The sequence below is a fragment of the Vibrio sp. WZ-1 genome (assembly GCF_052037695.1).
Classification (GTDB): Bacteria; Pseudomonadota; Gammaproteobacteria; order Enterobacterales; family Vibrionaceae; genus Vibrio.
On the sequence record NZ_JBQEQR010000079.1, the window covers coordinates 133,663 to 160,299 of the forward strand.

The 26,637-nt window shown below is 44.0% G+C and carries 22 protein-coding genes; 13 read left to right on the forward strand and 9 right to left on the reverse strand.

The genetic code is table 11. The features are described from left to right. Window positions 1-128: 128 nt before the first annotated feature. A complete protein-coding gene (locus ACTS60_RS15415) occupies window positions 129-581 on the forward strand; it encodes an acyl-CoA thioesterase (RefSeq protein ID WP_440888952.1) in 453 nt (150 codons plus the stop codon). Between the two features lie 290 nt (window positions 582-871). Here the strand turns inward: ACTS60_RS15415 and ACTS60_RS15420 are convergent, their stop codons facing one another. Together ACTS60_RS15420 and ACTS60_RS15425 are read right to left on the reverse strand one after the other, a co-directional pair. Next, the gene (locus ACTS60_RS15420) at window positions 872-1,909 is read right to left on the reverse strand and encodes an IS110 family transposase (RefSeq protein WP_440888953.1); all 1,038 of its coding nucleotides are present in this window, start codon (window positions 1,907-1,909) and stop codon (window positions 872-874) included. A gap of 598 nt (window positions 1,910-2,507) precedes the next feature. Beyond that, the gene (locus tag ACTS60_RS15425; RefSeq protein WP_005374929.1) at window positions 2,508-2,726 is read right to left on the reverse strand and encodes a VF530 family DNA-binding protein; all 219 of its coding nucleotides are present in this window, start codon (window positions 2,724-2,726) and stop codon (window positions 2,508-2,510) included. Window positions 2,727-2,858: 132 nt separating this feature from the next. Between ACTS60_RS15425 and ACTS60_RS15430 the strand changes: the two genes are divergently transcribed. Then, window positions 2,859-3,788: a LysR substrate-binding domain-containing protein gene (locus ACTS60_RS15430; RefSeq protein ID WP_440888954.1), complete on the forward strand. Its 930-nt coding sequence runs from the start codon at window positions 2,859-2,861 to the stop codon at window positions 3,786-3,788. Here ACTS60_RS15430 and ACTS60_RS15435 read toward each other — a convergent pair. Next, complete coding sequence (locus tag ACTS60_RS15435; RefSeq protein WP_440888955.1) at window positions 3,785-4,075, reverse strand: putative quinol monooxygenase; 291 nt, start codon at window positions 4,073-4,075, stop codon at window positions 3,785-3,787. The genes ACTS60_RS15430 and ACTS60_RS15435 overlap by 4 nt on opposite strands. Before the next feature lie 185 nt (window positions 4,076-4,260). Here ACTS60_RS15435 and ACTS60_RS15440 point away from each other — a divergent pair, with 185 nt between their 5' ends. Further along, complete coding sequence (locus tag ACTS60_RS15440; RefSeq protein ID WP_440889159.1) at window positions 4,261-5,697, forward strand: helix-turn-helix transcriptional regulator; 1,437 nt, start codon at window positions 4,261-4,263, stop codon at window positions 5,695-5,697. A gap of 129 nt (window positions 5,698-5,826) precedes the next feature. Further along, a complete protein-coding gene (locus ACTS60_RS15445) occupies window positions 5,827-8,484 on the forward strand; it encodes an alpha-amylase family glycosyl hydrolase (protein WP_440888956.1) in 2,658 nt (885 codons plus the stop codon). 80 nt (window positions 8,485-8,564) lie between these two features. Here the strand turns inward: ACTS60_RS15445 and ACTS60_RS15450 are convergent, their stop codons facing one another. Then, window positions 8,565-9,731, reverse strand: a complete 1,167-nt coding sequence (locus tag ACTS60_RS15450; RefSeq protein ID WP_440888957.1) for a D-alanyl-D-alanine carboxypeptidase family protein — start codon at window positions 9,729-9,731, stop codon at window positions 8,565-8,567. A 235-nt stretch (window positions 9,732-9,966) separates the two neighbouring features. On the opposite strand from ACTS60_RS15450, the gene ACTS60_RS15455 reads away from it, so the two are divergent. Beyond that, window positions 9,967-11,262, forward strand: a complete 1,296-nt coding sequence (locus ACTS60_RS15455) for an alpha/beta fold hydrolase (protein WP_440888958.1) — start codon at window positions 9,967-9,969, stop codon at window positions 11,260-11,262. Window positions 11,263-11,362: 100 nt separating this feature from the next. On the opposite strand, the gene ACTS60_RS15460 is transcribed toward ACTS60_RS15455, so the two are convergent. Continuing rightward, window positions 11,363-11,851 carry a GNAT family N-acetyltransferase gene (locus ACTS60_RS15460; protein ID WP_440888959.1) on the reverse strand — a complete coding sequence of 163 codons (489 nt, stop codon included), beginning with the start codon at window positions 11,849-11,851 and terminating at the stop codon, window positions 11,363-11,365. A gap of 358 nt (window positions 11,852-12,209) precedes the next feature. Between ACTS60_RS15460 and trhO the strand changes: the two genes are divergently transcribed. Further along, window positions 12,210-13,190, forward strand: coding sequence for an oxygen-dependent tRNA uridine(34) hydroxylase TrhO (gene trhO, locus ACTS60_RS15465; RefSeq protein WP_440888960.1), 981 nt, complete (start codon window positions 12,210-12,212; stop codon window positions 13,188-13,190). Here the strand turns inward: trhO and ACTS60_RS15470 are convergent. After that, window positions 13,187-14,059 (reverse strand): patatin-like phospholipase family protein, encoded by an 873-nt coding sequence (locus ACTS60_RS15470; RefSeq protein WP_440888961.1) that lies wholly within the window; start codon window positions 14,057-14,059, stop codon window positions 13,187-13,189. The genes trhO and ACTS60_RS15470 overlap by 4 nt on opposite strands. 1,340 nt (window positions 14,060-15,399) lie before the next feature. Here ACTS60_RS15470 and ACTS60_RS15475 point away from each other — a divergent pair. Further along, window positions 15,400-17,283 (forward strand): methyl-accepting chemotaxis protein, encoded by a 1,884-nt coding sequence (locus ACTS60_RS15475; RefSeq protein WP_440888962.1) that lies wholly within the window; start codon window positions 15,400-15,402, stop codon window positions 17,281-17,283. Between the two features lie 108 nt (window positions 17,284-17,391). Here the strand turns inward: ACTS60_RS15475 and ACTS60_RS15480 are convergent, their stop codons facing one another. Continuing rightward, window positions 17,392-18,033 (reverse strand): MarC family protein, encoded by a 642-nt coding sequence (locus ACTS60_RS15480; protein WP_440888963.1) that lies wholly within the window; start codon window positions 18,031-18,033, stop codon window positions 17,392-17,394. A gap of 211 nt (window positions 18,034-18,244) precedes the next feature. On the opposite strand from ACTS60_RS15480, the gene nfsA reads away from it, so the two are divergent. The 4 genes from nfsA to ACTS60_RS15500 all read left to right on the forward strand — a co-directional run bounded on the left by nfsA (window position 18,245) and on the right by ACTS60_RS15500 (window position 23,316). Further along, window positions 18,245-18,967 carry an oxygen-insensitive NADPH nitroreductase gene (gene nfsA, locus ACTS60_RS15485; RefSeq protein WP_440888964.1) on the forward strand — a complete coding sequence of 241 codons (723 nt, stop codon included), beginning with the start codon at window positions 18,245-18,247 and terminating at the stop codon, window positions 18,965-18,967. Between the two features lie 534 nt (window positions 18,968-19,501). Continuing rightward, complete coding sequence (locus tag ACTS60_RS15490) at window positions 19,502-20,623, forward strand: polysaccharide export protein (protein WP_440888965.1); 1,122 nt, start codon at window positions 19,502-19,504, stop codon at window positions 20,621-20,623. Window positions 20,624-20,694: 71 nt separating this feature from the next. Next, window positions 20,695-21,135, forward strand: coding sequence for an arsenate reductase/protein-tyrosine-phosphatase family protein (locus ACTS60_RS15495; RefSeq protein WP_440888966.1), 441 nt, complete (start codon window positions 20,695-20,697; stop codon window positions 21,133-21,135). Window positions 21,136-21,165: 30 nt separating this feature from the next. After that, window positions 21,166-23,316, forward strand: a complete 2,151-nt coding sequence (locus tag ACTS60_RS15500) for a polysaccharide biosynthesis tyrosine autokinase (protein WP_440888967.1) — start codon at window positions 21,166-21,168, stop codon at window positions 23,314-23,316. 114 nt (window positions 23,317-23,430) lie between these two features. Here ACTS60_RS15500 and ACTS60_RS15505 read toward each other — a convergent pair whose 3' ends face one another. Continuing rightward, window positions 23,431-23,802 (reverse strand): hypothetical protein, encoded by a 372-nt coding sequence (locus ACTS60_RS15505; RefSeq protein WP_440888968.1) that lies wholly within the window; start codon window positions 23,800-23,802, stop codon window positions 23,431-23,433. A 4-nt stretch (window positions 23,803-23,806) separates the two neighbouring features. Then, window positions 23,807-24,115, reverse strand: coding sequence for a monooxygenase (locus tag ACTS60_RS15510; protein WP_440888969.1), 309 nt, complete (start codon window positions 24,113-24,115; stop codon window positions 23,807-23,809). Window positions 24,116-24,223: 108 nt separating this feature from the next. On the opposite strand from ACTS60_RS15510, the gene ACTS60_RS15515 reads away from it, so the two are divergent. Together ACTS60_RS15515 and ACTS60_RS15520 are read left to right on the forward strand one after the other, a co-directional pair. Next, window positions 24,224-25,114: a LysR family transcriptional regulator gene (locus ACTS60_RS15515; protein WP_440888970.1), complete on the forward strand. Its 891-nt coding sequence runs from the start codon at window positions 24,224-24,226 to the stop codon at window positions 25,112-25,114. Between the two features lie 241 nt (window positions 25,115-25,355). Continuing rightward, a complete protein-coding gene (locus ACTS60_RS15520) occupies window positions 25,356-26,624 on the forward strand; it encodes a DUF1835 domain-containing protein (RefSeq protein WP_440888971.1) in 1,269 nt (422 codons plus the stop codon). Window positions 26,625-26,637 lie beyond the last annotated feature (13 nt).

Here is a 26,637-nt window from a genome sequence, read left to right on the forward strand (position 1 = left end):
TAAACATCTTATTTCACATCTCACACACAATTTTATTACATTTTAATCAGTTCCATCTAGAATAAATACTCAAAGTGATAAGTCGCTTGGCAAATTGCAGTAACAACGATGTAAAAGGAACATGAGCAATGGATACGTTATTAAAAAAATTCCCAGTGATTACCGAAATCAAAGTAGCGTGGGGAGAGATGGATGCCCTTCAGCACGTCAACAATGCCGTGTACTTTCGTTACTTCGAGACCGCGCGTTTAGACTACTTCAACAAGATTAATCTACTGGTTGATTTACAGACCTTCCATATCGGTCCAGTGCTAAGTGAAACCCAATGTCGCTATAAGCTACCCGTGACGTTTCCGGATACGCTCTTGATTGGCTCACGGGTAATCGACATGCAAGAAGACCGCATTACGATGGAATACCAGGTACTGAGTAAAAAGTGGGGCAAGATTGCGACGATTGCGACTGCTACTGGTGTGATGTTTGATTTTAAAAACAACGAGAAGGCATCGATTCCAGACCACGTACGCCAATCGATTTTAGACTTGGAAGGCTCCGTGGGCAGTACGCATCATTTGGAGTAATAAAGAGGCGAGAAGCGGGAGATTAGAGTCGAGATTCCCGACTACGAGATAAGAAAAGTTGCGTCATTCTAGTATATGGACTCCCTAGTTATTACAACTTATTTAGCTAGAATAGATTAGATGCATGCGTATATTCGGGTTTTAATGAGTAGCTAACTCGACCCTAGATGTATTCGCACCTTGATGCCATTTCGCGAGCGCGGAAATAATCCAAAGGAATGATCTGGCTCTTCAAGGTCGGTCTTACCTGTTCTTCGCTATATCAAGATGTAAATAACGTCTTTGACTTACTACTCGTAAGATAGAGGCGCTTGATACTCACTGCCATAATGAAGCAACGCCCAAGCCGTTCTTGTAGTCTTATTTGCTAAAGCAACCGCGGCTTTCATTAACCCTGCACGCTGAATCAGTGACTTGAGCCAAGTCTCTTTAACATTCCTTGGCTCTCGTTTATCTACAGCCTTCGCAACAGCAAGTGCTCCCTGTATCAAGCTTGAACGTAACTTCTTCTGTCCAACTTTTTTGCTGATACCCAGAAGGGTAACTCTTCCTCCAGTACTATGCTGTTTTGGAGTAAGTCCAATACAAGCCGAAGCCTCTCGACCATTTTTGAAGTTACCGCCATTGGCTCCTAACGAAAGATAAAGCCCTAAAGCATTGACTGGACCAACGCCCTCTAGAGCTTCAAGTTTTCTACATGCATTATGGTGCTTGAGGTGTTGGGTTAAGCTCGTTTCTAAATCTGCCCTCTTTTTTGCCAAGGTCTCATGCAAATGAAATGCGTTTGCTACGTGCTCTCTTAAGATATCAGGAAGTGAGTTCTGACCATCTTCCAGAATTTCAATAATGTGCTTTTTAAAGGCGCTATGTCCTTTGGGGATATTGAAGCCGAACTCTGAAAGCAAGGAACGAACCATGTTACTTGTCGCTGTCATCGAATCGGTCAAGTGCTGTCTTATCCTATCGATTGATTGTAGTGCCTGTTCATCAATAGACTTTAAAGCGACAAAACGGGCGTTAGCTTGCTGAGATGCAACAGCAATCGCTGTTGCATCATTCTTATCTGTTTTTTGTCCCGTTCGATATGCCGTGACATATTTTGGAGCAATGAGGCGAACCGAATGCCCATGGTTGCAACAGAACCGTCCCCAATAATGGGCAGTAGAGCATGCCTCCATAACCACGGTCGTTGGAGGTTGTTGTATTAACCAAGCTTTTAATTTATCGCGAGTAAATGCTTTATTAAACTCATCAGAACTTCCTTGAAGCTTACAAACTTGGAAAGAGTGCTTTGCTAAATCAATGGCGATAGTAGTAGACTTTTTCATGTATGGACTCCTTAGATTTAGGCTTTGACACCATAAATTCTAGCTCCCCCCTGAGGGAGGGAGTCCATACATCGCGAGCCTAGGCGAGACTAAGAATCTACTTACGGCTTACTGTGAACCATAGAGGGATCAATAAACGCAACATAACCTGAGAGTAGATTCTGAATCACGCTCGTTCCTCGCTGTTCAGAATGACGGTTCTCGTTTAGGTATTAACTCCACGATACAATCTAGAAAGTCACTCTGAACGAGCCCAAGTGAACCATCCGGAATCTCGCTTTAGATGTAAGAGTTCCCGCGACTGCGCACCTCGTCGCAATCGGGAATGATGCTGAGGAATTCTTCCAGCCTACGCGATAAGAAAAGTTGCGTCATTCTAGCGAGCCTAGGCGAGACTAAGAATCTACTTACGGCTTACTGTGAACCATAGAGGGATCGATAAACGCAACATAACCTGAGAGAAGATTCATCATTCCTCACTGTTCAGAATGATGAATCTCGTTTGGGTTCTATGCTCTACATACCATCTAGAAAGGCATTCCGGACGAGTCTAAGCGAGCCATCCGGAATCTCTCTTTTAGGCTTTCACCAAGACCAATTAGCAGAAAGTTTCGATGTACAGCGCTTCCACTTTATCTCTTGCCCATTGCGTTTTGCGCAGGAACTTCAACGAAGATTTGATAGACGGATCTTTCTTAAAGCAGTTCACACGAACGCGCTCATACATTCCGTTCCACCCAAAGTGCTCCACTAAACGGGTAACGATTTTCTCTAAACTCAACCCGTGAAGTGGGTTATTCGGCTGCTGTTGGCTCATGCTATTGATCCGGTAAAGTAAAGTCGCCGGCTAATCTAACTCAAACTCGCCGTGCCACCTAATGTTTTAGCCTTGAATTGCCCTAGGTATCTCCCCTATAGTAGCTCAAACTTCTAAAAAGCCCTTTTCACTATGAAAGCCCTCAACGATCTCAATATCTTTGTCGAAACCGCACGCCAAGGCAGTTTTTCGAGAGCCGCCAACAGTATGGATATGACACCAGCAGCCATCAGTGCATCGATCAAACGCCTTGAAGGGCAAATTGGCTTTCCGTTATTTGTACGCTCAACTCGTAGTTTGCGTTTAACTTCAGAAGGTGAGCTATTTTTAGATAAAACCACCCAGGCATTAGCAACCTTACAAGAAGGCTTGGATCAGATTTCCAGCGCGCGTGGTGAGCTATCGGGTCAACTGCACATTACTGCGCCGTCTGATTTTGGTCGTAACATGCTGCTTGATTGGGTTGATGAGTTTATTGAACTCTACCCAAATGTCTCTATCAAGCTGGAGCTCTCCGATAGCCTGACAGATATGTACACCAAGCCAGTCGACATCGCTATTCGCTATGGCGAACCTTCAGACTCTAACCTCATCATCTTGGCATTGTGCGGTGCAAATGAGCGTATCTTATGTGCATCACCTGATTATGTCGCTAACCATCCTCCACTCACACAACCAGAAGACCTGACTCTGCATAACTGTTTGTGCTATATGGTTGCAGATTCCACCTATAACAAATGGACACTGACACGCGCAGGTAACACTGAACAAGTAACAGTAAGTGGCAAACTACTGAGCAACGACAGCGATCTATCACATCGCTTAGCACTTAAAGGGAAAGGCATTGCCAACAAATCACTAATGGACATCAGTCAAGATTTGATTGAGGGAAGATTGGTACGCGTATTACCCGAATGGGATTGTGGTCCAGTACCCCTTTATATGGTCTGTGCTGACCGCCGTTTGCTCACCCCTACGATTCGAACTTTTCGTGATTTCATTCAGGAAAAGTGCTGCCAGCAGAGAGAAAAGGTACTGGCAACATTCTGTCCGAATCGTTAACCAACAAATCTCAAAGGGCGGATTTGCGTGTATTCAAGCAACGCGTTTTCTTCTAATGTAGAAAAACATTTTGCGATATGTGGGCTTTGTAGGTGCTTATCTAATGCTTCTTGCGATGCCCAAATTTCTTGGAACACAAACAAGCCTTCGATATTCTGGTCCAGATACAATTCGTATTGGCAACACCCCTCTTCTTCTCGAGTTGGCGCAAGTAAATCTGTCAGCAATTGGGTAACCTGTTCAATGTGATTTGGAAAAGCTTTAATTTCTGCGACTAGATGGATCATGGTTAAATCTCTTTAATTACGTTTATGTATTCCAACAATTTATACTTTCCAGTCCAAGAGAAAAATCGACGTTAGTTAATAACATCTTCAAAATAAATTTGAAAATCTTAGGGGATTGAGCGGACTCACTGAACTTGAGATTACCATGAGTAATAATGCTCGTTTTCCGCGACGTCACTAACTTTATGCTGCCTGAAAATAACACCATAACGACCTTTCTATGCAAAAAACTAGGTCATAACCACCTACGAATAGCGGGTGAATATTGGCATATCGAAAAGTTAGTTGCTTTGCAGTGCATAATGCTAAGTGAAGCCCCTAACTTAGAGGAAGGCCTTCTGTGGTGGAGTAAAACCATCTCACTTTTTGATCGTCGTTTGTACGTCAACGCCCGACGAATCCAAAATACAATCCAAATGCAAGTTGAATGTCGCACCACTGAAGTGCCAAGTTGGGCAGATTCCGTCTTTGATCTCTTGAGCATGCAATTAGAACTACTCAATTTGAATCCGTCGGTGCAATTGAATCCCCAAGTCCACTCTCCATTCACTGCCGATATTTTGGTATTAAAAAAGGCAGCCAACACCAGTCAATCGAGCGTATTTGATCTGGTTAAACATGTATATTTATTGCTTTCACACCAACCAATTGAACAACCAGAGTTATTGAGTGTGCTTAATGCTCTATTCGTCAAAAACAGCAATTATGCCCTCAAACTAGAACAAGCAGCTCAGCAATTAGGCGTGTCCAAACGTACTTTGCAGCGTCGACTGCAAGAAAAACAGATGAGCTACTCTCAATGCGTCGATTTTGCCAAGAAAAAGCACGCACTAACCCTACTTGCCGACACCCAACTGACCACTCAACAGATCGCCTATCAGCTCGGATATGAAGAGCCATCTAACTTTCATCGAACCTTTCGCCGTTGGTACCCATTTTCACCAATGCAATATCGCCAACAGTGTTTGGATAACCGAGCTCAAATCAACCTACAACCTATCCGGTTAAACTACGCCAAAGCCAATACCCTAGCCGAGAACGACATTGATCAGCCAGTCGGTAAAATCTGGATGGAAGTGGATAACATCGCATTCGAAAAAGTCGTGTCGGTGGAGTGTCGAGACCGTGATGGTGTGTGGCGCCGTTACCCCGCATTCTTCGAGCGTTTCTTAAACAACGGTACCGAACTTTGGGCTACCACAGAGCTTCCTGTCGCTCACCCACTTACTTTTAGACTGTGTTATGAAGTCGATGGCGAGCGCTACATTGATAACAACCACCAACGTGATTATGTCGTATCGAAAGGCCTACTGATTGGAACAACCGAGTATATCGTTCCCACGCGTCAAGCTATCCGCTGCAATGGGCAGTACACTCTGTTTATTGAACTGGCAAGCCGCATCAAAGAAGCGATAGCAGTAGATTGCTTCATTGATGAGAAATCAGAGCCCTACGCAATGGCGCTCACACACAGCTCGGAAGAATATACCTGTTGGACGCTGCAGTTACCATTACCAAGTACAGCCAAGAAGTGCCAATTTCGCCTTTATGATTCAACAGGAGCTGAATTAGCGAAGGAACACTATCCTAAACAGTATCCAATTGTGCAATCACTCAGTTAGAACTGTTGCCTAGATCATATTCGTTAGTATGTGACATCTTTTCACGTCTGTTTTGGCGCAGAATGACACTCTAAGTTTCAAGCATTTACTTTATCGTTTTCGCACTGCTGCACAACGGAGACAATAACCGTGTTTGAAACCTCATCTAACCCTATGAATAAAATAAAGATACTTCCTCTAGCTATTGCGCTTGCGCTATCTGGCTGTGGTAGTGACGAAACCACAACACAAGACTCAGGTAGCCATGTGGCATCTCCTGATTGGCAAGACCAGATCATTTACTTCTTGATGATCGACCGTTTTAATGACGGCGATGATGCCCTTAACGATCAAGGTCAAAATGAGTTCGATCCAACTTCTGATAAGAAATTCAGCGGTGGAGACCTTGTCGGTATCAGCGACAAATTAGGTTACATCGAAGATTTGGGTGCCACCTCTATCTGGATTACACCACCAGTTGCTAACCAATGGTGGGACGCAGAACAAAACTACGGTGGTTACCATGGTTACTGGGCTCGCGATTTCCAAAAAGTGGATGAACACTTCGGCAATTTAGAGAGCTATCAAGCGCTAGCGCGTGAAGTACATGCTCGAAACATGTTTTTAATCCAGGATATCGTAACCAACCACGTCGGTAACTTCTTTACTTATGATAATCCATACAGCTACGACCCAAGCTTACCGTGCCAAGGGTTCCGTATCATTGAAAATGCGCTACCAGCAGGACAAGAACTGCCTTATCCACTTAACATGAATGAGTGCAAAGAAGACGGCACAGGCTCCTACCACTGGACACCAAGCATCACTGATCACAATGACCCAGTACAAGAGAAAACCTGGCAACTGTCTGATCTCGATGATCTCAATACTTCCGATCCTGAGGTACGTGCATACCTAAAAGAGAGTTACCGCAAATGGATCCGTGAAGTGGGCGTCGACGGTTTCCGTATCGACACGGTTAAGTTTGTTGAGCACGATTTCTGGAACGACTTCCTTCACGCAGATGATGGTGTGATGACTCAGGCTGTAGATACTGGACGTGAGAACTTCCTTACCTTTGGCGAAGTCTTCGAAGCTTCCACACCTTACAATACGGAAGGTGAAGCGAAGATGCTGACATACATTGGTGAAAGTGGATCGCCGAAACAACTGACCTCGGTTCTAAACTTCCCTCTACAAGCGACTATGACTCGAGTGTTTGCTTCTGGTCAACCAACTGATTATCTTCGCTTCCGCCTAGAGAAGATGATGGAGATGTTCCCAAATCCATACATCATGCCAAACTTCATTGATAACCATGATATGCCGCGCTTCCTATCGCAGGGCAGTGTCAATGACATGAAACAAGCACTGATTACCATGATGGCAATTCCGGGAATCCCTGTCATCTACCAAGGTACAGAACAAGCAATGTCTGCAGCTCGCGACGCGATGTTTGCAGGTGGCTACCGTGAAGATGGTGATTATGTAGATTCATTTGACCAAAACAGCGAAATGTACTTGTTCATCCAAGAACTTGCCAAACTACGTACTGAGAACAAAGTCATGACGCATGGTGAGCTCAAAGTGATTGGTAGTGATAAAGCAGGCGCTGGTGTCTTTGCGTTTACTCGCACATTAGACAACGATGAAGTGCTGGTTGTCATGAACACATCAAACTCACCAATGCTGATGAACCAACTCGATGTGGAGCAAACTGGCGGCACCGTTTTCAATCAGCAAATCATGTCTAACTGGGCGGATGCACCAGAGCAGTTAGTGGCAGATGAAAATGGTCATGTAACACTCGAGCTACCTGCCAAGTCTGCGGTCATTTACTCAAAGACAAACGACACGCAATCGGGAGACACCCCAGACCTCAACATCCAACTGGCGCAAGATTGGGAAGGGCAAACTATCACTGATGATATCGTGATCACTGGCAGTGCCAACGCAAATGAGAAGTTGAACCTTGTCGTCGATGGTAACCTAGAAACCGCGCAAGCTATTACGGTGGGTGCTGACGGTCAATTCAGTGCGACTTTATCTACCCGTCACTTTGCGATTGGCGAGCAGCAACACCGCTTTGCAATTTACTCAACTGACAAAAAATCGGGTATTGAAGACGTAAACTTTGTGTCGAACCTGAGTTGGTCGAACACGCCAGACGACACTATTGATGATGCTGGCGATGCGCAAGACGGTATGGGCGGTCAAAATGGTAACTACTCACTACCAACCGACCCAACGTTTGCCAAAGAAAACAGCCAGCTGGCAATCAATAAAGCTGAGGTGTTCACTGTCGGCAGTAACGTACGCTTGACCTTCACCATGGACAAGATCACTGATACTTGGTTGCCGCCAAACGGTTTTGACCACGTTGGTTTCACCATTTTCATTGACTTACCAGAAGAAGCATCAACGAACTTATCCGAACTACCAAAAATCAACGCAAGCATGCCAAGTGGAACTTGGAGCCGCAACGCCGTTGTATTTGGCTGGCAGAGCTCTATCTACAACACTAAAGGTGCAGATGCGACAACATGGGGCGAGGCAGTCACACCAGCACCGACGGTAACCGTAGATAAAGCCAACAACACCATTTCGATGGACTTTGCGAGTGACGCACTTGGTCGTCCTGACTCGCTTGATGGTATCCGATTCTATGTGACGACCTGGGATTTGGATGGTCTATCTGCCACTTACCGCCCATTAGAGCAAGATAAAGGTCCATGGAACTTCTCTGGTGGTGCGTCGGATGAGAGCAAGATTTGGGATGATTTACCAATCATTAGCTTATCTGAATAGTCACTAAGACCCTGTACTAAAACCAAAAAGCAGCTCACCCTCGAGCTGCTTTTCAATACCCCTGAAATAGCCATACGAATCTAATTAAGCAACGACTTCACCCACAGCACTAAACTGTCCCATAACTTACCAATCCACGAACCTTCTTCGACAGCTTGATTACTCACTAGTGGATAACTCGCCACGGTTTTATCATCACTCTTCCACACGACTTTACCAACTACTTCCCCTTTTTCGATAGGTGCAATCAACGGCTCGTTAACGACTACATTTTTATCCAACCCAGCGGTTAACGAGCGAGGCAGCGTGAGATACACGTCTTGTGAAAAGCCCAACTCAATCTCACTGGTATTCCCCTTCCATACTTTGGCTGTAGCCAGCACCTCTCCCAGTTTCGCCACTTGTTTCGTGTCATAGAATCGAAAACCATAGTTGAGCAGACTCTTCGACTGGCTGATTCGTGACTGTTTACTTGGTGTTCCCATCACCACTGATATCAGACGCATTTTGCCTTCTTTGGCAGAGCTAACTAAACTGTAGCCCGCATTGCTGGTATACCCTGTTTTACCGCCGTCGACATCAATCGAGTTATCCCATAACAACTTATTGCGGTTGTATTGAGTGATTTTGTTCCACTTAAATACCTTTTCACTATATAGCGAGTAAACATCTGGCACATCATTGATGATGGATTGCATCAGCTTGGCCATATCTGTTGGCGAGGTTTGAATGCCCTCGCTATCTAGTCCATGCGAGTTAACGAAGTAGGTATCTTGCAAATCAAGTTTGTCAGCCCAGCCATTCATCAACGCCACAAATGCACCTTCACTACCGGCAACGTGTTCAGCGAGCGCGACACATGCATCGTTACCCGATTGAATAATCACGCCACGCATTAGGTTTGCTACGGTAATTTCGTCTTTGGGCTTAATAAACATTTTAGAAGAGTCAGGAAATTTAGCTGACCACGCGTTTTCACTCACCGTCACAGTGTCGTCCCAATTGAGTCGCCCTGCTTTAATTTCTTGCCCCACCACATAAGCCGTCATTAGCTTGGTCAAACTAGCAGGCGCTAACCCAGCTCGCGCGTTTTGCTCAGCAATAATAGCGCCGGATTGAAAATCCATTAGTACGTAACCTTTCGCCTGCAATTGAGGCGGATCCGGAGTCACCACCGCCAAGGCGGGAGCACTAATAGTCTGTAGTAGTAAACAAGCGAGCGTGACTCGGGTTAGTGACGTGTTCATCAAGCATCCTCCATGGTCAATGACCGCCAAATGTCTCGTTTCATAAAAACGGTAAGAGTGTGATTTCCACTATCAGATCATAGTTCACTCAGTGCATACCAACACGGAAAGATCGAAGAGTTTCTGTTTTGAGTGCCATTCAAGCTTCAAAAATCGAGTTCTTACAACAAATCTATTGTTTCTAATAAGGAATTCGATATCGTAAAGCGACTACAAACAAGGAAAGACCATAACAATGAACGCTCAATCATTTATCGACGCAGGATTGCATTACATCCCCCACTCGTTCACCGTTCCATTGGATTACCAAGATCAAAACAAAGGCACGATCAATGTCTTCGCTCGTTCCGTTTGTTTAGTGGGCGATGAAGACTCAGACAAACCGTGGTTAGTATATTTTCAGGGCGGTCCAGGCTTCCCTTCTCCTCGACCAAACGGCAATAACGGTTGGATCAAACGCGCACTGAGTGAGTATCACGTATTGCTGCTCGACCAACGCGGCACGGGTAACAGCAGTGTTATCAATCACCAAACGCTAGCGCACCTCACTCCAAAGCAGCAAGCAGAATACTTAAGCCACTTCCGTGCAGACAACATTGTTCGCGATGCAGAGTTTATTCGTGAGCAATTTGGCGTCGAGAAATGGGCAATTTTGGGTCAGAGCTTTGGTGGCTTCTGCTCATTAACTTACCTATCGTTGTTCCCAAACAGCTTGCTGCAAAGCTTCATCACGGGCGGTGTGCCTTCGATTTCTCGCCATGCCGATGACGTGTATCACGCAACCTTTAAGCGCACGATGGAAAAGAACCAAGCCTTCTTCCAACAATTTCCACAAGCACAGCAGCTATGCCAAAACATTGCTAATCACTTATTGGAGCACGAAGAGTTTCTGCCAAATGGTCAGCGCTTTACTGTCGAACAGTTCCAACAAATCGGGATTAACTTTGGCATCAGTGACACCTTCTTACCAACTTACTACTGGCTAGAAAGTGCATTGATTGAAGTGAACGGTAAACTTCAGCTTCGTTACGAATTCCTTAACGACATGCTGGCGCAGCAAAACTTCCAGACCAATCCGATTTACGCGATTCTGCATGAGTCAATTTACTGCCAAGGTTTTGCTTCTCAATGGAGTGCGCACCGAGTGCGTCAAGAGCACAATGCCTTCAACTACGAGCAAGGCAAACCGTTCTACTTCACCGGAGAAATGGTCTTCCCTTGGATGTTCGACCAATACGTGAACCTAAAACCACTGAAACAAGCGGCAGAGTTACTGGCTGAAAAAGCCGATTGGACGCCACTTTACGACGCAGAGCAACTGGCAAAAAACCAAGTGCCTGTGAGCTGCGCAGTCTATGCAGACGATATGTTCGTCGAAATGGACATTAGCCGCGAAACACTCGCTGCAATGCCAAACTCAAAAGCGTGGATCACCAATGAATACGAGCACAACGGCCTTCGCGCTGATGGCGAGCGTATTCTCGATAAATTGATTGCGATGGGTAAACAAACCGCAGCAAGGTTGAAGTGAGCAGCTAACGCTCAGGATTCGCTAAAAACCTAGATAGAAAAACGCCTCTTTATTACAAGATAGAGAGGCGTTTTTGATTCGATTCACGTTTAAATTAGCGCTAGTCTTTGACTCGTTTACTCATCATTTTGGTCATCACGCGGTAGCCCATCTTATGATAGAAGTCTTCCCCCTCGTGATTAAATGACGCCACTGTCAAACCAATCTCTTCGATATCTTGGCTGCACAAGTCACTCTCGATTTTGTCCATCAAAGACAAACCGATACCCAAATTACGGTGGCTTTCAGATACTACCAATTCGTTAATATAGCCAACGCGCTTTTCTGGAGAAAGCATCGAGTTTACGTCTCGAACCGTGCCAGAGATAAAGCCAACTGCTTGTCGATGTGAGCAAGCAATAAAAGCCGTGATGCTTCCATCCAAGTATTTATCGAAGATGTTACGTTCTTCCCTCAACTTCGCCATTTCATCCGGCGAACGATAGAAGTCGGGCTCTGCCTCATAGTGAGAAGTGTCAAGTTCGACCAAGAGTGTTTTCAACAGTGGGACATCTTCTTCTCTTAGTCTTCTGATATGAAACTGCTGCATATTGTATTCCTTTACCAACCGACCTGCATTCGACACAGGACGTCGCTTCAACTGATTATCGAATAAGAAGTTTTAAGGTTGTGAAGCGAAACAACAGTACAAATTTCAACCATTCATGTCGAGCTTGTTTTCAGAACTTTGATTGATTTTTACTGATAATTTGAACATCCACAAAGTTTAAAGTCGCTCCAACTCACCATTCTCATTGGCCCCCTATGAATGAACGCAACCAATATCCGCAAAGTTTGTCCGTATTTCCGACTAAATTACTCAGGTATACTCCAAACCGCTAAAATTATTAGGTATAGAACCCCATCATCGGCATACCGTTGAACCGTAAAAAGTGTAAGGAAGAATCATGAGTAAGTATGTTGTCTGCGCCCTGTATAAGTTTGTAGAACTGGAAAACTACCAAGAGTTGCGCGAGCCATTACTTGCCTTGATGAATACCCATGGCGTACACGGAACGTTGCTACTGGCAAGTGAAGGTATTAATGGCACGGTTGCAGCGACACGCGAAGGTATTGAGGCACTACTTACTTGGTTAAATGCCGAACCTCGCCTAACTGATATTGTTTACAAAGAGTCGTACTCAGACACTCAACCGTTTAACCGCACCAAAGTAAAACTGAAGAAAGAGATCGTAACATTGGGCGTTGAAGGCATCGATCCTCGTCATGTTGTGGGTACGTACGTAAAACCGCAAGACTGGAACGATCTGATTGCTGATCCAGAGGTGTTTGTTGTTGATACTCGTAATGACTACGAAATCGAGATCGGGACCTTTAAACATGCAGTTAACCCAAATACAGACACATTCCGTGAATTTCCTAACTACGTAAAACAGAACATGGATCCGGAGAAACACAAGAAAGTTGCCATGTTCTGTACTGGCGGTATTCGTTGCGAAAAGTCGACTGCTTACATGAAGGAGCAAGGCTTTGATGAGGTTTATCATCTAGAAGGTGGCATTCTGAAATACCTTGAAGAAGTACCGGAAGAAGAAAGCCTCTGGGAAGGTGACTGCTACGTATTCGACGGTCGCGTTGCAGTTAATCACCAGCTAGAAAAGGCAGACTACGATTTATGTAATGCTTGCCGCCTTCCAATCACCGAAGAAGACAAGCAATCTGAACTGTTCGAACAAGGCGTAAGTTGCCCGAAGTGTTTTGGTAAACACAGTGAAGAGCAAATCGCCCGCTTCCGAGAACGCGAAAAGCAAGTGGTTTTAGCAGCGGCTCATGGCGTTCAACACGTCGGCGGTGAAAGTGCAAAACAACGTGAAGAGCGACGCGCAGCCAAGCTTGCTAAAAAAGCGGCACAGCGCGGAAAAGCCTAAATACAGAAATGGCAATTTTCTCTACTCAGTCCATGCTGTCCTGCAAGGTTGGTGAGATGATCACGCCCTGCGCTTAAGCCCATTTCATAACCTTCAAGCAACACAGATTGTCGCATTGATAAGCGCTGCACACTGAAATCCTCTGGGGGGGCAATAACTCGGATATTTGTCCCTCTCGGTGGATTGCGAATGAACGCTAAAGACTCATTATAGTTTTGCGAACGATGCAGCATCGCTTCTGCCATTTGGGGATGTTCCGCAAACAGCTTTTTCATCAACCACGTTGTTTTGACTGGCTTCTTTTCATATGCCAACGGATGAGAAAGGATAACCGTGATATCCCGAGCGCCACGGCGATGAGCTTCGCGTACAGGAATTGAGTCCGCGACACCACCATCGGTATAGCAACCACCAGAGAAACACGGCGTGTGCTTGTAAGCAATAGGCAGTGCAGTCGTCGCTTCCATCGCATTATGAAAGTTATGACGATTGACACGATAATAGTCTGCCTTTCCCGTATTAACGTTAGTCGTCGTTGCTAGAAAAGGGATACCTTCAAACAGCTTTGCTTCATCCACTGGATACAAACGATTTGACTCTTCAAACAACCATTTTACGTCGATCAGATCACCGCCTTTTAAAAAACGAGTGGGATCAAAAAAGCGTTTGCTGGTTGCTAACTTGGTGATCACATTGATACTACGGTGCGGATAGTCAGTGAGATATCCGATCAAGTTTGATGCCCCTGCCGAGACGCCAATCGCAAAATCAAATGGTTTGTAGTCCTGTTCTAAAAATGCGTCTAGCACACCGCTAGCAAAGACTCCACGCATTGCTCCGCCTTCAACGACTATTGCTTTTGTTGCCATGTTTCCCCCAAATAAATACCCGAAAAAGACTACTGAAATTCGTGCTACAACAACAATTGGTTATTCTTATTATTGAAATAGAGGAAGTCTATGTATATCTGATACTGATTATGGAAACTAAATGTGCAAAACCTTTAAAAAGCTTTGATTATGATGGACAAAGTATCAGATCACACCTACTTCTTAGTACGGGTAATAACGTGCTCTTTCCAAGCTGTTGACGATGCTATTTCTTTACCAAAGGCTGCGCCAGTGACAAGCGCGAAGCATCTCAGGTTACTTGGACATAACTCAGTCCCCTCACCTTTAAGAATGGTCAATCTTCAAACAATTGAATTAAAGTTAATAACATACATCAAAGCCGTTAAAATCCAGTTAACGTTCGAAACTAAGGCTCTTACATTCTTCAAATGTCCAATTTAGATCATAATTACGGGATAAAGTTCTAATATTTGACATTTCGTTTTATACAGCAATTAACAGCCGTACGCCGATCACTCTTTACCAATAATCCGTGTGTATCATTCCGAATCAATCATTATTAGTAATGCCGACAAGGTACATATGATGATTATAGCGTTCAGTCTTAGTACAGATAGAATTAAGACCAGCATAAAAGAATTAGAGTTAAATCTAATATAGCTGAAAGTAATATATAAAGATAATTTAGCCAACAAAGCATTTATAAATATTATTGAATATGCATGTTCACAAGAATACCAAGCCAGTAAATCAAATCATGGATAATTCAATTCTAGTCCAATATAAATACTTTTCTGGCATCAGGAAAGCCTAACTAAGGCCGCTAATGAGTTACTTACTATGGAAACTAACTGCAAAAGTCATTACTTGGCGTCCAGACTAAAATCGGGAACGCATATTGAATTTAGCGTTTTTAATGTTTTACCTAACGTCCTCATGCTTCGGGGAGAAAACGTTTGTGTCCAATGGTCACTAAACCGCGTTGGAGTTGAGATTTCCGATTACGACAAGATGATCAAAATTGGCTTTCATTATATGCATGATGAAGTGGGAGATTGCCAATACTTCTTCTTTGACAAGGGAGAGAAGAGCGCACTGTTTAACTTTTTTAAAAGTCTGGGATTAGTTCGTATAGAGGAAAGCCAAGTCGATTAGGTTCTTCGAACCTCTGTCACCCAGATCTTACAACTCAGCTTTTATTTATAACTATTCCTATCGCCAAAAATAACTGGGAATGGTCAATAGTCTGTTCTTGTCATTAAAAGGAACTTAAGGGCTATTAAAAACTAAAAATAAATAAAAAACTTTTATGTATTAAACATCAGACAAATTAAACATTAATAATTGCGAGACTTAAAATGAATCTATCACTCAGAGGGAAAATAGCACTTGCCTCTATTGCTATATCCGCGACGCTATCGGCATCAATAATTGGATTGAGCACATCCAAAATGACATCTCTAACAGAGAAGGGAATCAAGACAAAAATAGTATCTGTGGCTGAAGTGACTGATAAGTTAGTGGCAAAGTGGGTCGATTCAAAAATCTCTGTACTTAATGGTGTCGATATTAAAGGGGACTTTAAACAAGCCGGAGATCAGGCAATAGAGTCCGCAGACTTAAAAGATGTTTTTTATGGTGAGAGTAACGGCCATTATCGTGGAGCCGCACTAAACGAAGACGAGATGCCAGAGGATGGGTTCGATCCGAGAACACGGCCTTGGTATAAAGGGGCGATGACAAGTGGTAAAACCATAATAACGAGCCCTTATCTCGACGATGACACCAACAAAATGGCCATTGCTATCGCTAAACCGATTACTGGCCCAACAGGGCTTGATGCCGTAATAAGTGTCGAACTATTCGTTGACGAGTTTTCTAAAGAGATATCGGAAATAACGGTTGGTGATAAAGCGAACATTTACTTAGTAGATAAAAGCAACGCCACGTTTATCGCGCACTCTAGAGGTGAGTTCTTATACAAACCAACCACCGAATACACCAAAGAATTCACCACCAGCAAACTGACTGACTTCGAGTCTGATCGAAAAATCCATCACGTGGACGTTGGTGGAGAGACAAAATTGGTGTACTTCATGCCAATACAGTCGACAAACTGGATCATTGCTGTTGAATTGGATGAGGCCACCGAAATGGCATCACTTCACGCCATTATTATCCAAAATGTCCTGTTATCTATCGTACTGATTTTCGCTTCAGCTCTGTTCATCATTTGGTTATCAAAAGTCTTACTAAAAGATTTACATACTGTCTCCGACGCCCTAGGGGAAATTGCTGATGGTGATGGCGATCTAACACAGCGTATCGATATCAAAAATCACGACGAGATCGGTGCCCTAGCGGAAAACTTCAATAAGTTCGTAGGAAACATGCATGGCATAGTCACTAGATTGAGCTCGGTATCCACCAACCTAAACAGTCAAGCGAATGATATGAACACTCAATCAGGTGAGAGAAGAATACTCATTCAGAACCAACAAGGCGAAGTGAATATGGTCGCTACCGCAATTCATGAAATGGCTAGCGCAACACAAGAAATCGCCAAGAACGCCGAAGGAACAGCAACCGCATCGGATAATGCTGTGGCTAAATGTAAAGATGGCGAGTCTCAAGTGGTAAGAACCCAAGAATCCATCAATGAATTGGCAAACGAAGTTCAATCCGCAACAGAGATCATTCTCAAGCTAGAAGACCACGGAAATGCGATTAACGCCGTACTCGCAACCATTCAAGATATTGCTGAACAAACCAATTTACTGGCGTTAAACGCAGCAATTGAGGCTGCTCGAGCGGGCGATGCTGGTCGAGGTTTCGCTGTAGTTGCAGATGAAGTAAGAATATTGAGCCAAAATACCCATAAATCGACCAAAGAAATTCAAGAAACCATTGAGACACTTAGGACAACGACAGCGGATGCGGTTGGCATTATGGAGACGAGTAGAGTGCTTGCGTCGAAAAGCGTGAGTGAAGCTGAGGCTGCCGCTTACAATCTCGGGAAAATCAATGAAGTCGTCGTCGAGATTAGTGATATGGCATCACAGATTGCAACTGCAGCAGAAGAGCAAGCGTCTGTGACCGATGAAATTACCAAAAATACTGAGATGATCAGAGATGCTGCAGATGATTTATCGGAAAAAGCCGTGATTGCGGAAGAGCAGTCTGTCGCACTATCTGGGTTATCAGGTGACCTGAACAAAGAAATAGGAAGCTTTAAGTTATAAGTACCGAGCCATCGCTCGGTTTAAGTCCAGTGACACTACTTAAGCTAAATAACCGCCATAAAAATGCCCGGCTTAACTCACCAGCCGGGCATACTTGAAGAAAAGGCTCTATGCAAAAACCGTTTTATAAGCGGCTGCAGCGCCATCAATGAACATCTGAGTACCGATAACGGCCAAGATTAAGCCCATCATTTTAGTAATAACGTTGAGTGCACTTGGGCCAACGGCTTTTACTAACTTGTCCCCAAATAAGAACATCACATAAGTGATCGTACAAAGGACGGCAAACGACACAATGGTAATGATGGTCTCTGTCATACCACCAGCTGTTGCAAAGTTCATGGCAGTTGCGAGCGTACCAGGGCCCGCTAAAATTGGCATCGCCAATGGGGAAACAGCAATACTCAATGCCGCTTGCTCTTGCTCAGGTGAATAAGCTTTTTCTTTGGTCTTTTTGTGGGTCGATTCCCCTTGCAGCATATGGAAACCGATTAGAAATACTAAGATGCCGCCCGTAATGCGCAGGGCGTATAGCGTAATCCCAAATAGATCGAATATGACTTTGCCAGCCACCGAAAACACAGCGACGATAACAAAGGCGATGAAGACAGATCGAAATGCGATTGAACGAACCGTTTGTTTATCTTCATCTGCCGTTAGACTTAGAAAGATAGGAATATTGGCGATCGGGTTCATAATGGCAAAGAAGCCCATAAACACTGTGACCGTATGAAGTATCAGCTCTTTCATGTTCTCCACATTCAGTAAACTATTGATTATTAAAATCAGTATATACCGAAGTTTATAAATATCGTCACTTTACGTTCAATTTACTTTGCTCAAGTTCGTCAAGTTCTGCCCTGTAACACAGTTTGTGGTGCGTACTGGTTTACGCTCCACTTAAATGTCGTTATGGTGAAGTTTCAACCAAATAAACGCAGCCCAAGGAAGTTAGCACATCATGAACAGCACGATTGAAACCATACTCGGTCATCGCTCCATTCGAAAGTTCACCTCTGATACTATTACCGATGAGCAGCGACAAACCATCATCCAAGCAGGCTTAGCCGCTTCTTCTTCAAGCATGTTGCAGGTTGTATCAATAGTTCGAGTCACTGATATAGAAAAACGTGAACTGCTGGCCGAATACGCTGGCAACCAAGCTTATGTAGAAAGCGCTGCTGAGTTCTTGGTGTTTTGTATTGACTATCAACGCCATGTCACTATCAACCCAGAAGTTCAGGCAGACTTTACCGAACTCACTCTAATTGGCGCCATAGATGCTGGCATCATGGCACAAAACTGCTTGTTGGCGGCAGAATCAATGGGGTTAGGTGGCGTCTATATTGGCGGCCTAAGAAACAGCGCAGCCCAAGTTGATGAATTGCTTGGCTTACCGCAAAACACGGCCATTTTATTTGGTATGTGTTTAGGTCATCCAGATCAAAACCCAGAAGTAAAACCTCGCTTACCAGCTGATGTCATCGTACATGAAAACCAGTACCAGCCGCTAAATCTTGAAGATATCCAAACGTATGATCAAACCATGCAAGACTATTATACGAGCCGTTCAAGCAATCAAAAACAAAGCACATGGTCACAAGAAGTCACCAGTAAGCTCGCGGGAGAATCTCGCCCTCATATCCTGCCGTACTTGAACAGCAAGAGGCTAGCAAAACGCTAATATCATTGAAATGATGGTTTATTGTATGAAATCGTTCATCAAACCATCATTTTGTTGAACCCACATCATATTTTGACCATAAGCCATCAGCTTTTTGGCAAAAACATAACAAAGCACTATTGACGCCGGACAAGAAAATAGACACTGGTCACAATTTAAGGCAAAACACATAAATTTTTTTAGAAAAATAGCCGCAATATTAACTTCTTTAAAATCAGCAAAATCCCAAATTTCGTGAGCCAATACGATAAATTAGAGCTAATTAGCAAACACTTTTATCAATTCTTCGTTACCCAACTCACAGAAATATAAAATTCAGCAATATATGGTTAGCTTTTTCTCATTTCATCGTCTATTGCCCCTCCTCAAAAAATTCTTTAGAGTGCGCCGGCCAGATGCAACTGGTTTCTTATTGAGCTTTTTATAAATTAAAACAACTAATACTGGCCAATAAAATTGTAATGTGTTGCTGTTTAGGCAAAAAAATAATGTTGTTCTTAACAACTCGCTCTTTACGTCAGATGAAAAAAAAGCATGAATTTCAACCATATAAAGCTAGGCAGTTTACTCCTTTCTTCTGTACTTCTCGCTGGATGTACAGTACCGGGCAGTCACTTATCCACGAGTGGAAAGCACATCGTTGAAGATAGCAATGCCAACACGGCAGCAGACTTTAACGTCTTTCCACTGACTCTTGATAAAGTCTCGCAGCTAAAAAGCTCAGATGTAGAGACCAAAGCTAACCCAACGCTTGACCATCAACTCGCGGCTTACGAGTATGAAGTCGGTCCTGGCGATATTCTAAATATCACGATTTGGGATCACCCTGAACTCACCATTCCAGCAGGCTCTTACCGTAGCTCTGAAGAAGCGGGGAACTGGGTACATGCTGATGGCACCATATTCTATCCATACATTGGTATTGTTGAAGTTGCGGGTAAAAATGTTCGTCAAATTCGTTCAGTTATTGCTAACAAGTTGGCGAAGTACATCGAGAGTCCACAAGTGGATGTGAGTGTTGCGGCATTCCGCTCCAAGAAATCTTACATCACTGGCGAAGTCAACAAGCCAGGGCAACAAGCTATCACCAATATCCCACTCACGCTTCTTGATGCAGTTAACCGCGCTGGCGGTCTAGCACAAGATGCAGATTGGCGTAACGTCACACTGACACGTCAAGGCAAAGTCGAAAACATTTCTCTCTATGCACTAATGCAAGAGGGTAACCTTACTGAAAACCGATTACTTCAACCTGGCGACATCGTGCATGTACCAAGAAACGACACTCAAAAAGTATTTGTTATGGGTGAAGTTAACGATCCTAAGCTACTGAAAATGGATCGCGCTGGCATGAGTTTGACCGAAGCTCTAAGCAATGTTGGTGGTATCAACCAACTCTCTGCAGATGCAACTGGCGTTTTTGTCATCAGAAAATCTCAAGATAATCAAACATTAGGCGACATTTACCAACTTGATGTATCTGACGCAGCGGCGTTAGTGATTGGTACTGAATTTGATCTGGAGCCTTATGACATTGTGTATGTTACTGCTGCACCAGTCAGCCGTTGGAACCGCGTTATTGCACAGTTAGTACCGACGATTTCAGGCTTCAATGAGCTGACAGAAGGTGTTCTACGCGTTAAAAACTGGCCGTAGTTCAAACGTTCTTGAAAGGGCTTATATGAAGAGGTAAGCCCTTTCCAATAGTTACTGATAAGGAACAAACCATGTTTTCAAACATTCTTGTCGTATGCGTAGGTAACATTTGTCGCTCTCCGACTGGAGAACGAGTGCTTCAACAACTTCTTCCGAATAAAAACATTTCTTCAGCAGGTATTGCCGTTGAGAAAAGTCGCCTGACTGGGAAACCAGCGGATGAGACAGCTACGCTAATTGCCTCGGAAAAAGGTTTTTCTCTCGAAAATCACCAAGCGCAACAACTTACTGCGCAGTTATGTACGAAACAAGATCTTATCTTGGTAATGGAACAAGGGCATATCGATGCATTGACAGAGATCGTTCCAGAAGCAAGAGGCAAGACTATGCTGTTTGGGCATTGGATGAATTCTGTCGACATTCCAGATCCATACAGACAAAGCAGAGAAGCATTTGATCATGCCTTTTCTTTGATTGAACAATCCGCTCATGCTTGGGCAAAAAAAATATAACTTCAGATTACTTGGCGAAATAAAAAAACAATGGCTAACCAAACTATAAGTTCATCAGCACCAACCGATGATGAAATCGATCTTGGGAAACTGTTTGGCATCTTAATAGATGCTAAATGGTTGATCATCGGTGTTACGCTCGTATTTGCAACATTAGGTATTGCGATCGCATTGCTATCTACACCAATTTACAAAGCTGATGCTCTAATTCAGATCGAGCAGAAAAGCTCTGGTGGCATTTCGGCGATGGTCGGCGATATGGGCGAGCTTTTTGCTGCAGAATCGTCGGCAACGACTGAGATTGAGATCATCAAGTCACGTATGATCCTTGGTGATACCGTCGATAAATTTAACCTAACGACGATTGCAACTCCGGACTACCTTCCTTTTATCGGTAAAGGTCTGGCTCGCATCAATGGCACTCAAGATTACATCTCAGTTTCAACTTTCGAGATGCCCCGTACCGCGCAAAGCTACAAGCATCAGCTTGTGGTAACCGATGCAGAAAAAGGCAGTTTTGATCTGATGCTTGAAGATCAAATTGTGCTTTCTGGCGTTGTTGGTCAAACGATTGAAATGAATGGCTACCGCATCAAAGTACGTGAACTGATTGCACAAAACGAAGACAGTTTTTCAATCGGAAAAATTAGCAAGCTTGACGCGATCAACCGATTGGCTTCACAACTGTCTATTTCAGAGCGTGGTGCGAAAACAGGTATTGTGTCACTGAGCATTGAAGGCGAATACCCTGAGCGTAACCAACAAATTTTGAATAATGTTGTGCAAAACTACTTCCTACAGAATGTAAGAAGAAACTCAGCGGAAGCGGAACAGAGCCTAAACTTTCTAAAAGATCACCTACCGGAAATCAAAGAGAAACTGACAGGCTCTGAAGACGTACTGAATCGTTTTAGACAAGAAAACGAATCAATCGACTTAAACCTTGAAGCGCAATCAACACTCAAAGTGATGGTCGCTCTTGAAGCGCAACTGAACGAACTGACATTCAAAGAAAGTGAAATTAGCCAAAAGTTCACGCAGGATCACCCAGCATACAAATCACTATTGGATAAACGTCAGACGTTACTGCAAGAAAAAGCCCGTTTGAACCGACAAGTTCAGAAGCTGCCAAAAACGCAGCGTGAAGTCCTACGTATGACACGTGATGTTGAGGTTAACCAACAGATCTACATCCAGCTTCTAAACAAAGTTCAAGAGTTGAACATTATTAAAGCTGGTACCGTTGGTAACGTACGCATTATTGATAGTGCACAGTCTTACGCTATCCCGGTGAAGCCTAAAAAGCCTCTTATCGTTGTTCTAGCAACACTATTAGGCGGTATGGTTGCCGTTGCTTTTGTTCTGGTTAAAACCGCTTTCCACCGCGGTGTCACTTCTCCAGACGAGATTGAACAAACGGGTATTTCTGTTTACGCAAGCGTTCCTAAGTCTGTACAACAACTGGAAGTGGCTAACAAGCTTAAGCGTAAAGGTAACAAAGACCTACTTCTACTAGCAGAAGAAAACCCTGCGGATCTTTCTATTGAAGCATTGCGTGGACTTCGTACCAGTCTTCATTTCGCGATGATGGAAGCAAAAAATAACGTACTTATGATCTCTGGTCCTGCGCCTTCAATTGGTAAGACATTCGTATCGACAAACTTTGCAGCAGTAGCAGCTAAGACAGGTCAAAAAGTGCTGCTAGTCGATGCGGATATGCGTAAAGGCTACCTGCAACAATGCTTCGGTCTGACAGCTGATAACGGTCTTTCTGATTTCTTGAGTGGCAAGATTGGTCAAGAGACAGTGATCAAACCGACTAAAGTTAATAACTTGGACGTTATTACTCGTGGTCAAGTGCCACCAAACCCTTCAGAGCTTTTGATGCACCCGCGATTTGTTGAGTTTGTAGAAAAAGCATCGCAAGAATATGACTTAGTGATCATCGATACGCCGCCAGTATTGGCAGTAACTGACCCTAGTATCGTTGGTGCGATTGCAGGTACCACCCTGATGGTTGCTCGCTTTGACCAGACGACATCGAAAGAGCTTGAAGTAGCTCGCAGTCGATTTGAACAATCAGGTGTAGAAGTCAAAGGCGTCATTCTTAACGCAATTGAGAAGAAAGCGGCGAGCTCATATGGTTATGGTTATTACAACTACGCCTACAAGAGTGAGTAATGTCGATACACCCAAGTTATTTAAACATCCTTGGGTATAACCATTAAATAGAAACTCAAAGCCCCGCAGTTATCGCGGGGCTTTTTAATCATTATCTAATTAACATAGCTTCTATTACTGCTTCTTCCATTGAAGAAAAGTGAGCACACTCAATAGCAAGAAGAAAGCAGGGTCACTCCAACCAAAGCCAACAAACACCCCAGTAATACCAGCGTAAGTGGTGATCACCACGCCTAAGAGATTCGTGACCAACAGCGCTTTGAACAGTTGCTTGGCTGTGTTGCTAGGTTCCACATCACGTAGCATCAAACTGACCGCAGCAATCCCACCTAAAAAGATCGACGTATGCTGCGATAAAAACAGCGCGTACTGGTCGTTAATTTGTACGCCATACATCGGCCACATCATGGTTGGCACAAAAAATAGCGCAAAAGCGAATACCGTATATATGACACCATGAACGGTTAGAAAGGTGCGGTTAGTCATAACATTACTCTCCGATTGGACCTTGGTTGATATTACTTAGCGGTGTATTAATATCGAATATCTGACCTCTTACTTCCTCGACACCCATCTGTTTCAGACGAGCAGTGTGCATTTCGAGATAAGCTTGCGCCGTTGCTTCATCTTCAAAAAGATAGATGCCACCGCCAAGTTTGTCATGTTCACTTTCCGTCCAAATTTTCCAAATCATGCCCGGCTCTTGATTAATTGACTTAGCTAAATCGACCAAAGCATTCGACATCTCTTCACCAAATGGGCCATGAAATTCAAAATCAACTTGCAGTAATTTCGCCATCTTGAGTCTCCTCTTATTATGACTCGCTTTCGATGGGAAGATTATTACCTTTATAAAACTGACAAAAAAGTTCATAATTTTGCCATTAACTGTGGAAAAAACTGACCAATGAGACTCAAAACAACCTTAGAGCAGTGGCAAACACTACAAGCAATTGAACAGGCGGGAAGCATTCAGTCAGCCGCAGTAACGCTCAATAAAAGCCATACCACGCTTATCTATTCGGTGAAAAAACTCGAAGACCAGCTTGGTATCAAGCTAATAGAAGTAAAAGGTCGTAAGGCGGGGTTAACCGAACACGGCAAGACGATGTTACGCCGTGCGCAATCAATGCTTGAGCAGGCTCGTGAACTTGAAATGATCAGTGAACAGCTAAATAGCGGTGTAGAGTCGCAAATTACGGTAGCTATCGATCACCTGTGCGATCCAAGTTGGCTCTATACTCCTCTTAGCGAATTTCTCACACAAAACAATACAACTTCAGTTCAAGTCGTAGAAACCTCTCTGAGTAAAACCACAGACATGGTGATCAATGAATTAGCGGACATCGCCATCATCAACCTTCCGATCACCAACTACCCTGCTGAAGCGTTTGGCACTACCACTATGGTCCCTGTGATCGCAGCTCAACATCCGCTAGCAAAGAAGGAACATATTTCATTGGCGGACTTTGCGACCACCAGCCAAATTGTGGTTCGAGATTTGGGGGAATCAGACAAAGAGAAGCGAGACGTAGGCTGGCTGCGCGCGCGACAAAGAATCACTGTGGACAATTTCGACCACGCGTTTAGAGCGGTTGAGCAAGGTGTCGGCTTCTGCCGCCTCCCAAAACATCTCGTTGAATACCGCCAAAATGACCGCCTCAAAGTAATTGACCTAGAGCATTCGAACCAATATCAAGTCGCATTGCACCTTACGTTACCTAAAGGGCCTAGAAGCGGCTCCGCAACGCTTGCTTTCTATCAAACCTTACTTAAAAGCGCCTCAACACGAATTTAGTCCTATACGCTCACGAGACTTCAAATGCATATTTTGTGACAGGAATCTTGGACATTTGATTGCACGACAAGGCTAGAGCACCTAGTATCAAGAAGCTCAAGCCTAAAGCACCCAACACTCGCGGAAAGAACTCGGTTCACGGCAACTCAACCTCCCTGCTCTTGTTAGCAGGAACAATCTGTTTTTACCTTCTTTTAAACTTCTAATAAGGCGAGTGTGGAAGAGATAAGAAAGGTGAAAAATGCAATCTCATAATAGCTTCTCTATTAACCTCAACCAGCAAAAGTCTCTGGCCAAAAAACGCTTAAAAGCGATCCGCCAAAATGATGAGCGTGCCTTACAGCAAGTTAAGCAGTTTCATACTCAGCCAGAAAAGCTTACGACAGAGTCCATTCAACTAGCAGATGTTCAACATGCCTTAGCAAGAGAACTCGGCTTACCTAGTTGGAGTAAGTTAAAGACGCATGTAGAAGAGTTGGAATTTCACAAGCTCGCCATCCATAACCGAGAACAGCCTCTAGATGCGGAACTAAAAACTCTGCACGTTCGATGTGGGCATGACATTCAGCAGCAATTGAAAACTTGTGGCTTTGAAGGTGAATTCTTGCCCATGATTGATCCTTTGTGCATCGGCCCCATTCCAAATGATGAAACGGCTTTTGTCGCAATCCGAGCACAATATGTCGTTGATACGTTGTTACCCGTAATGGGGCGTGAAGGCTCGGTGCAAGACATCGCCCTATCTGAGCAGAACAATATCAATACTCTGCTTGATGAGCAGTTTGAGCGAATTGTGTTTTGGGTAGAACATGATACCTATGATCAGTTCATGTTACTTCGAGGGTTAACACTTTTAGAAGAAACCGAAGGAAAAGTCATCGAGATCATCGAGTTCAATCAGTTTCCGGGAACCGAGCGTTTTATTGGCTTTGGGCAACTCCCTGCAGAGGCGGTTCGCTCATGCTGGCAGCATCGAAAGCCCGTCACATCAAAGCTTAGAAGCCAAGCTAAGCGTTGTTGGCAGACTTTGACATCACCGACTCCTCAATCCCTTATCGAATTGCTTTCGCAGCATGAGTTAGATTGTTTGCCAAATATTAAAGCTGCGATGAAACGACACCTTCAAGAGTTACCTCACTCGGAGTCAGGGTTGAGCTTCACCCAACAGTTGGCGCTAGAGGCATTGGCCGAACACAGCACACCAATCACCGTTAAAGATTGGTTTCAGGAATACCAAGAAAAAGAGCCTCTTCCGACGTTGGGTGATGTGATGTTTTATGCATTACTCCTCCCACTGACACGCAGAGACAAGCCACTATTTAGCATCGACTCATTGCAAAAAAACTGGTGGGAGCAACAAGTCTGTATTACTGAGCACGCTCAAGCATGTCTAGAGGGAAGCCAACCCATAACTCAAAACTACTGGGTCGGAGGCATGCAAGTCCGAGAATCAAACCTATGGATTTGGGATCACAATCAACTATCCAGTTTGAGCCATAAAGAGTGGTAACAGAACGCTCTAT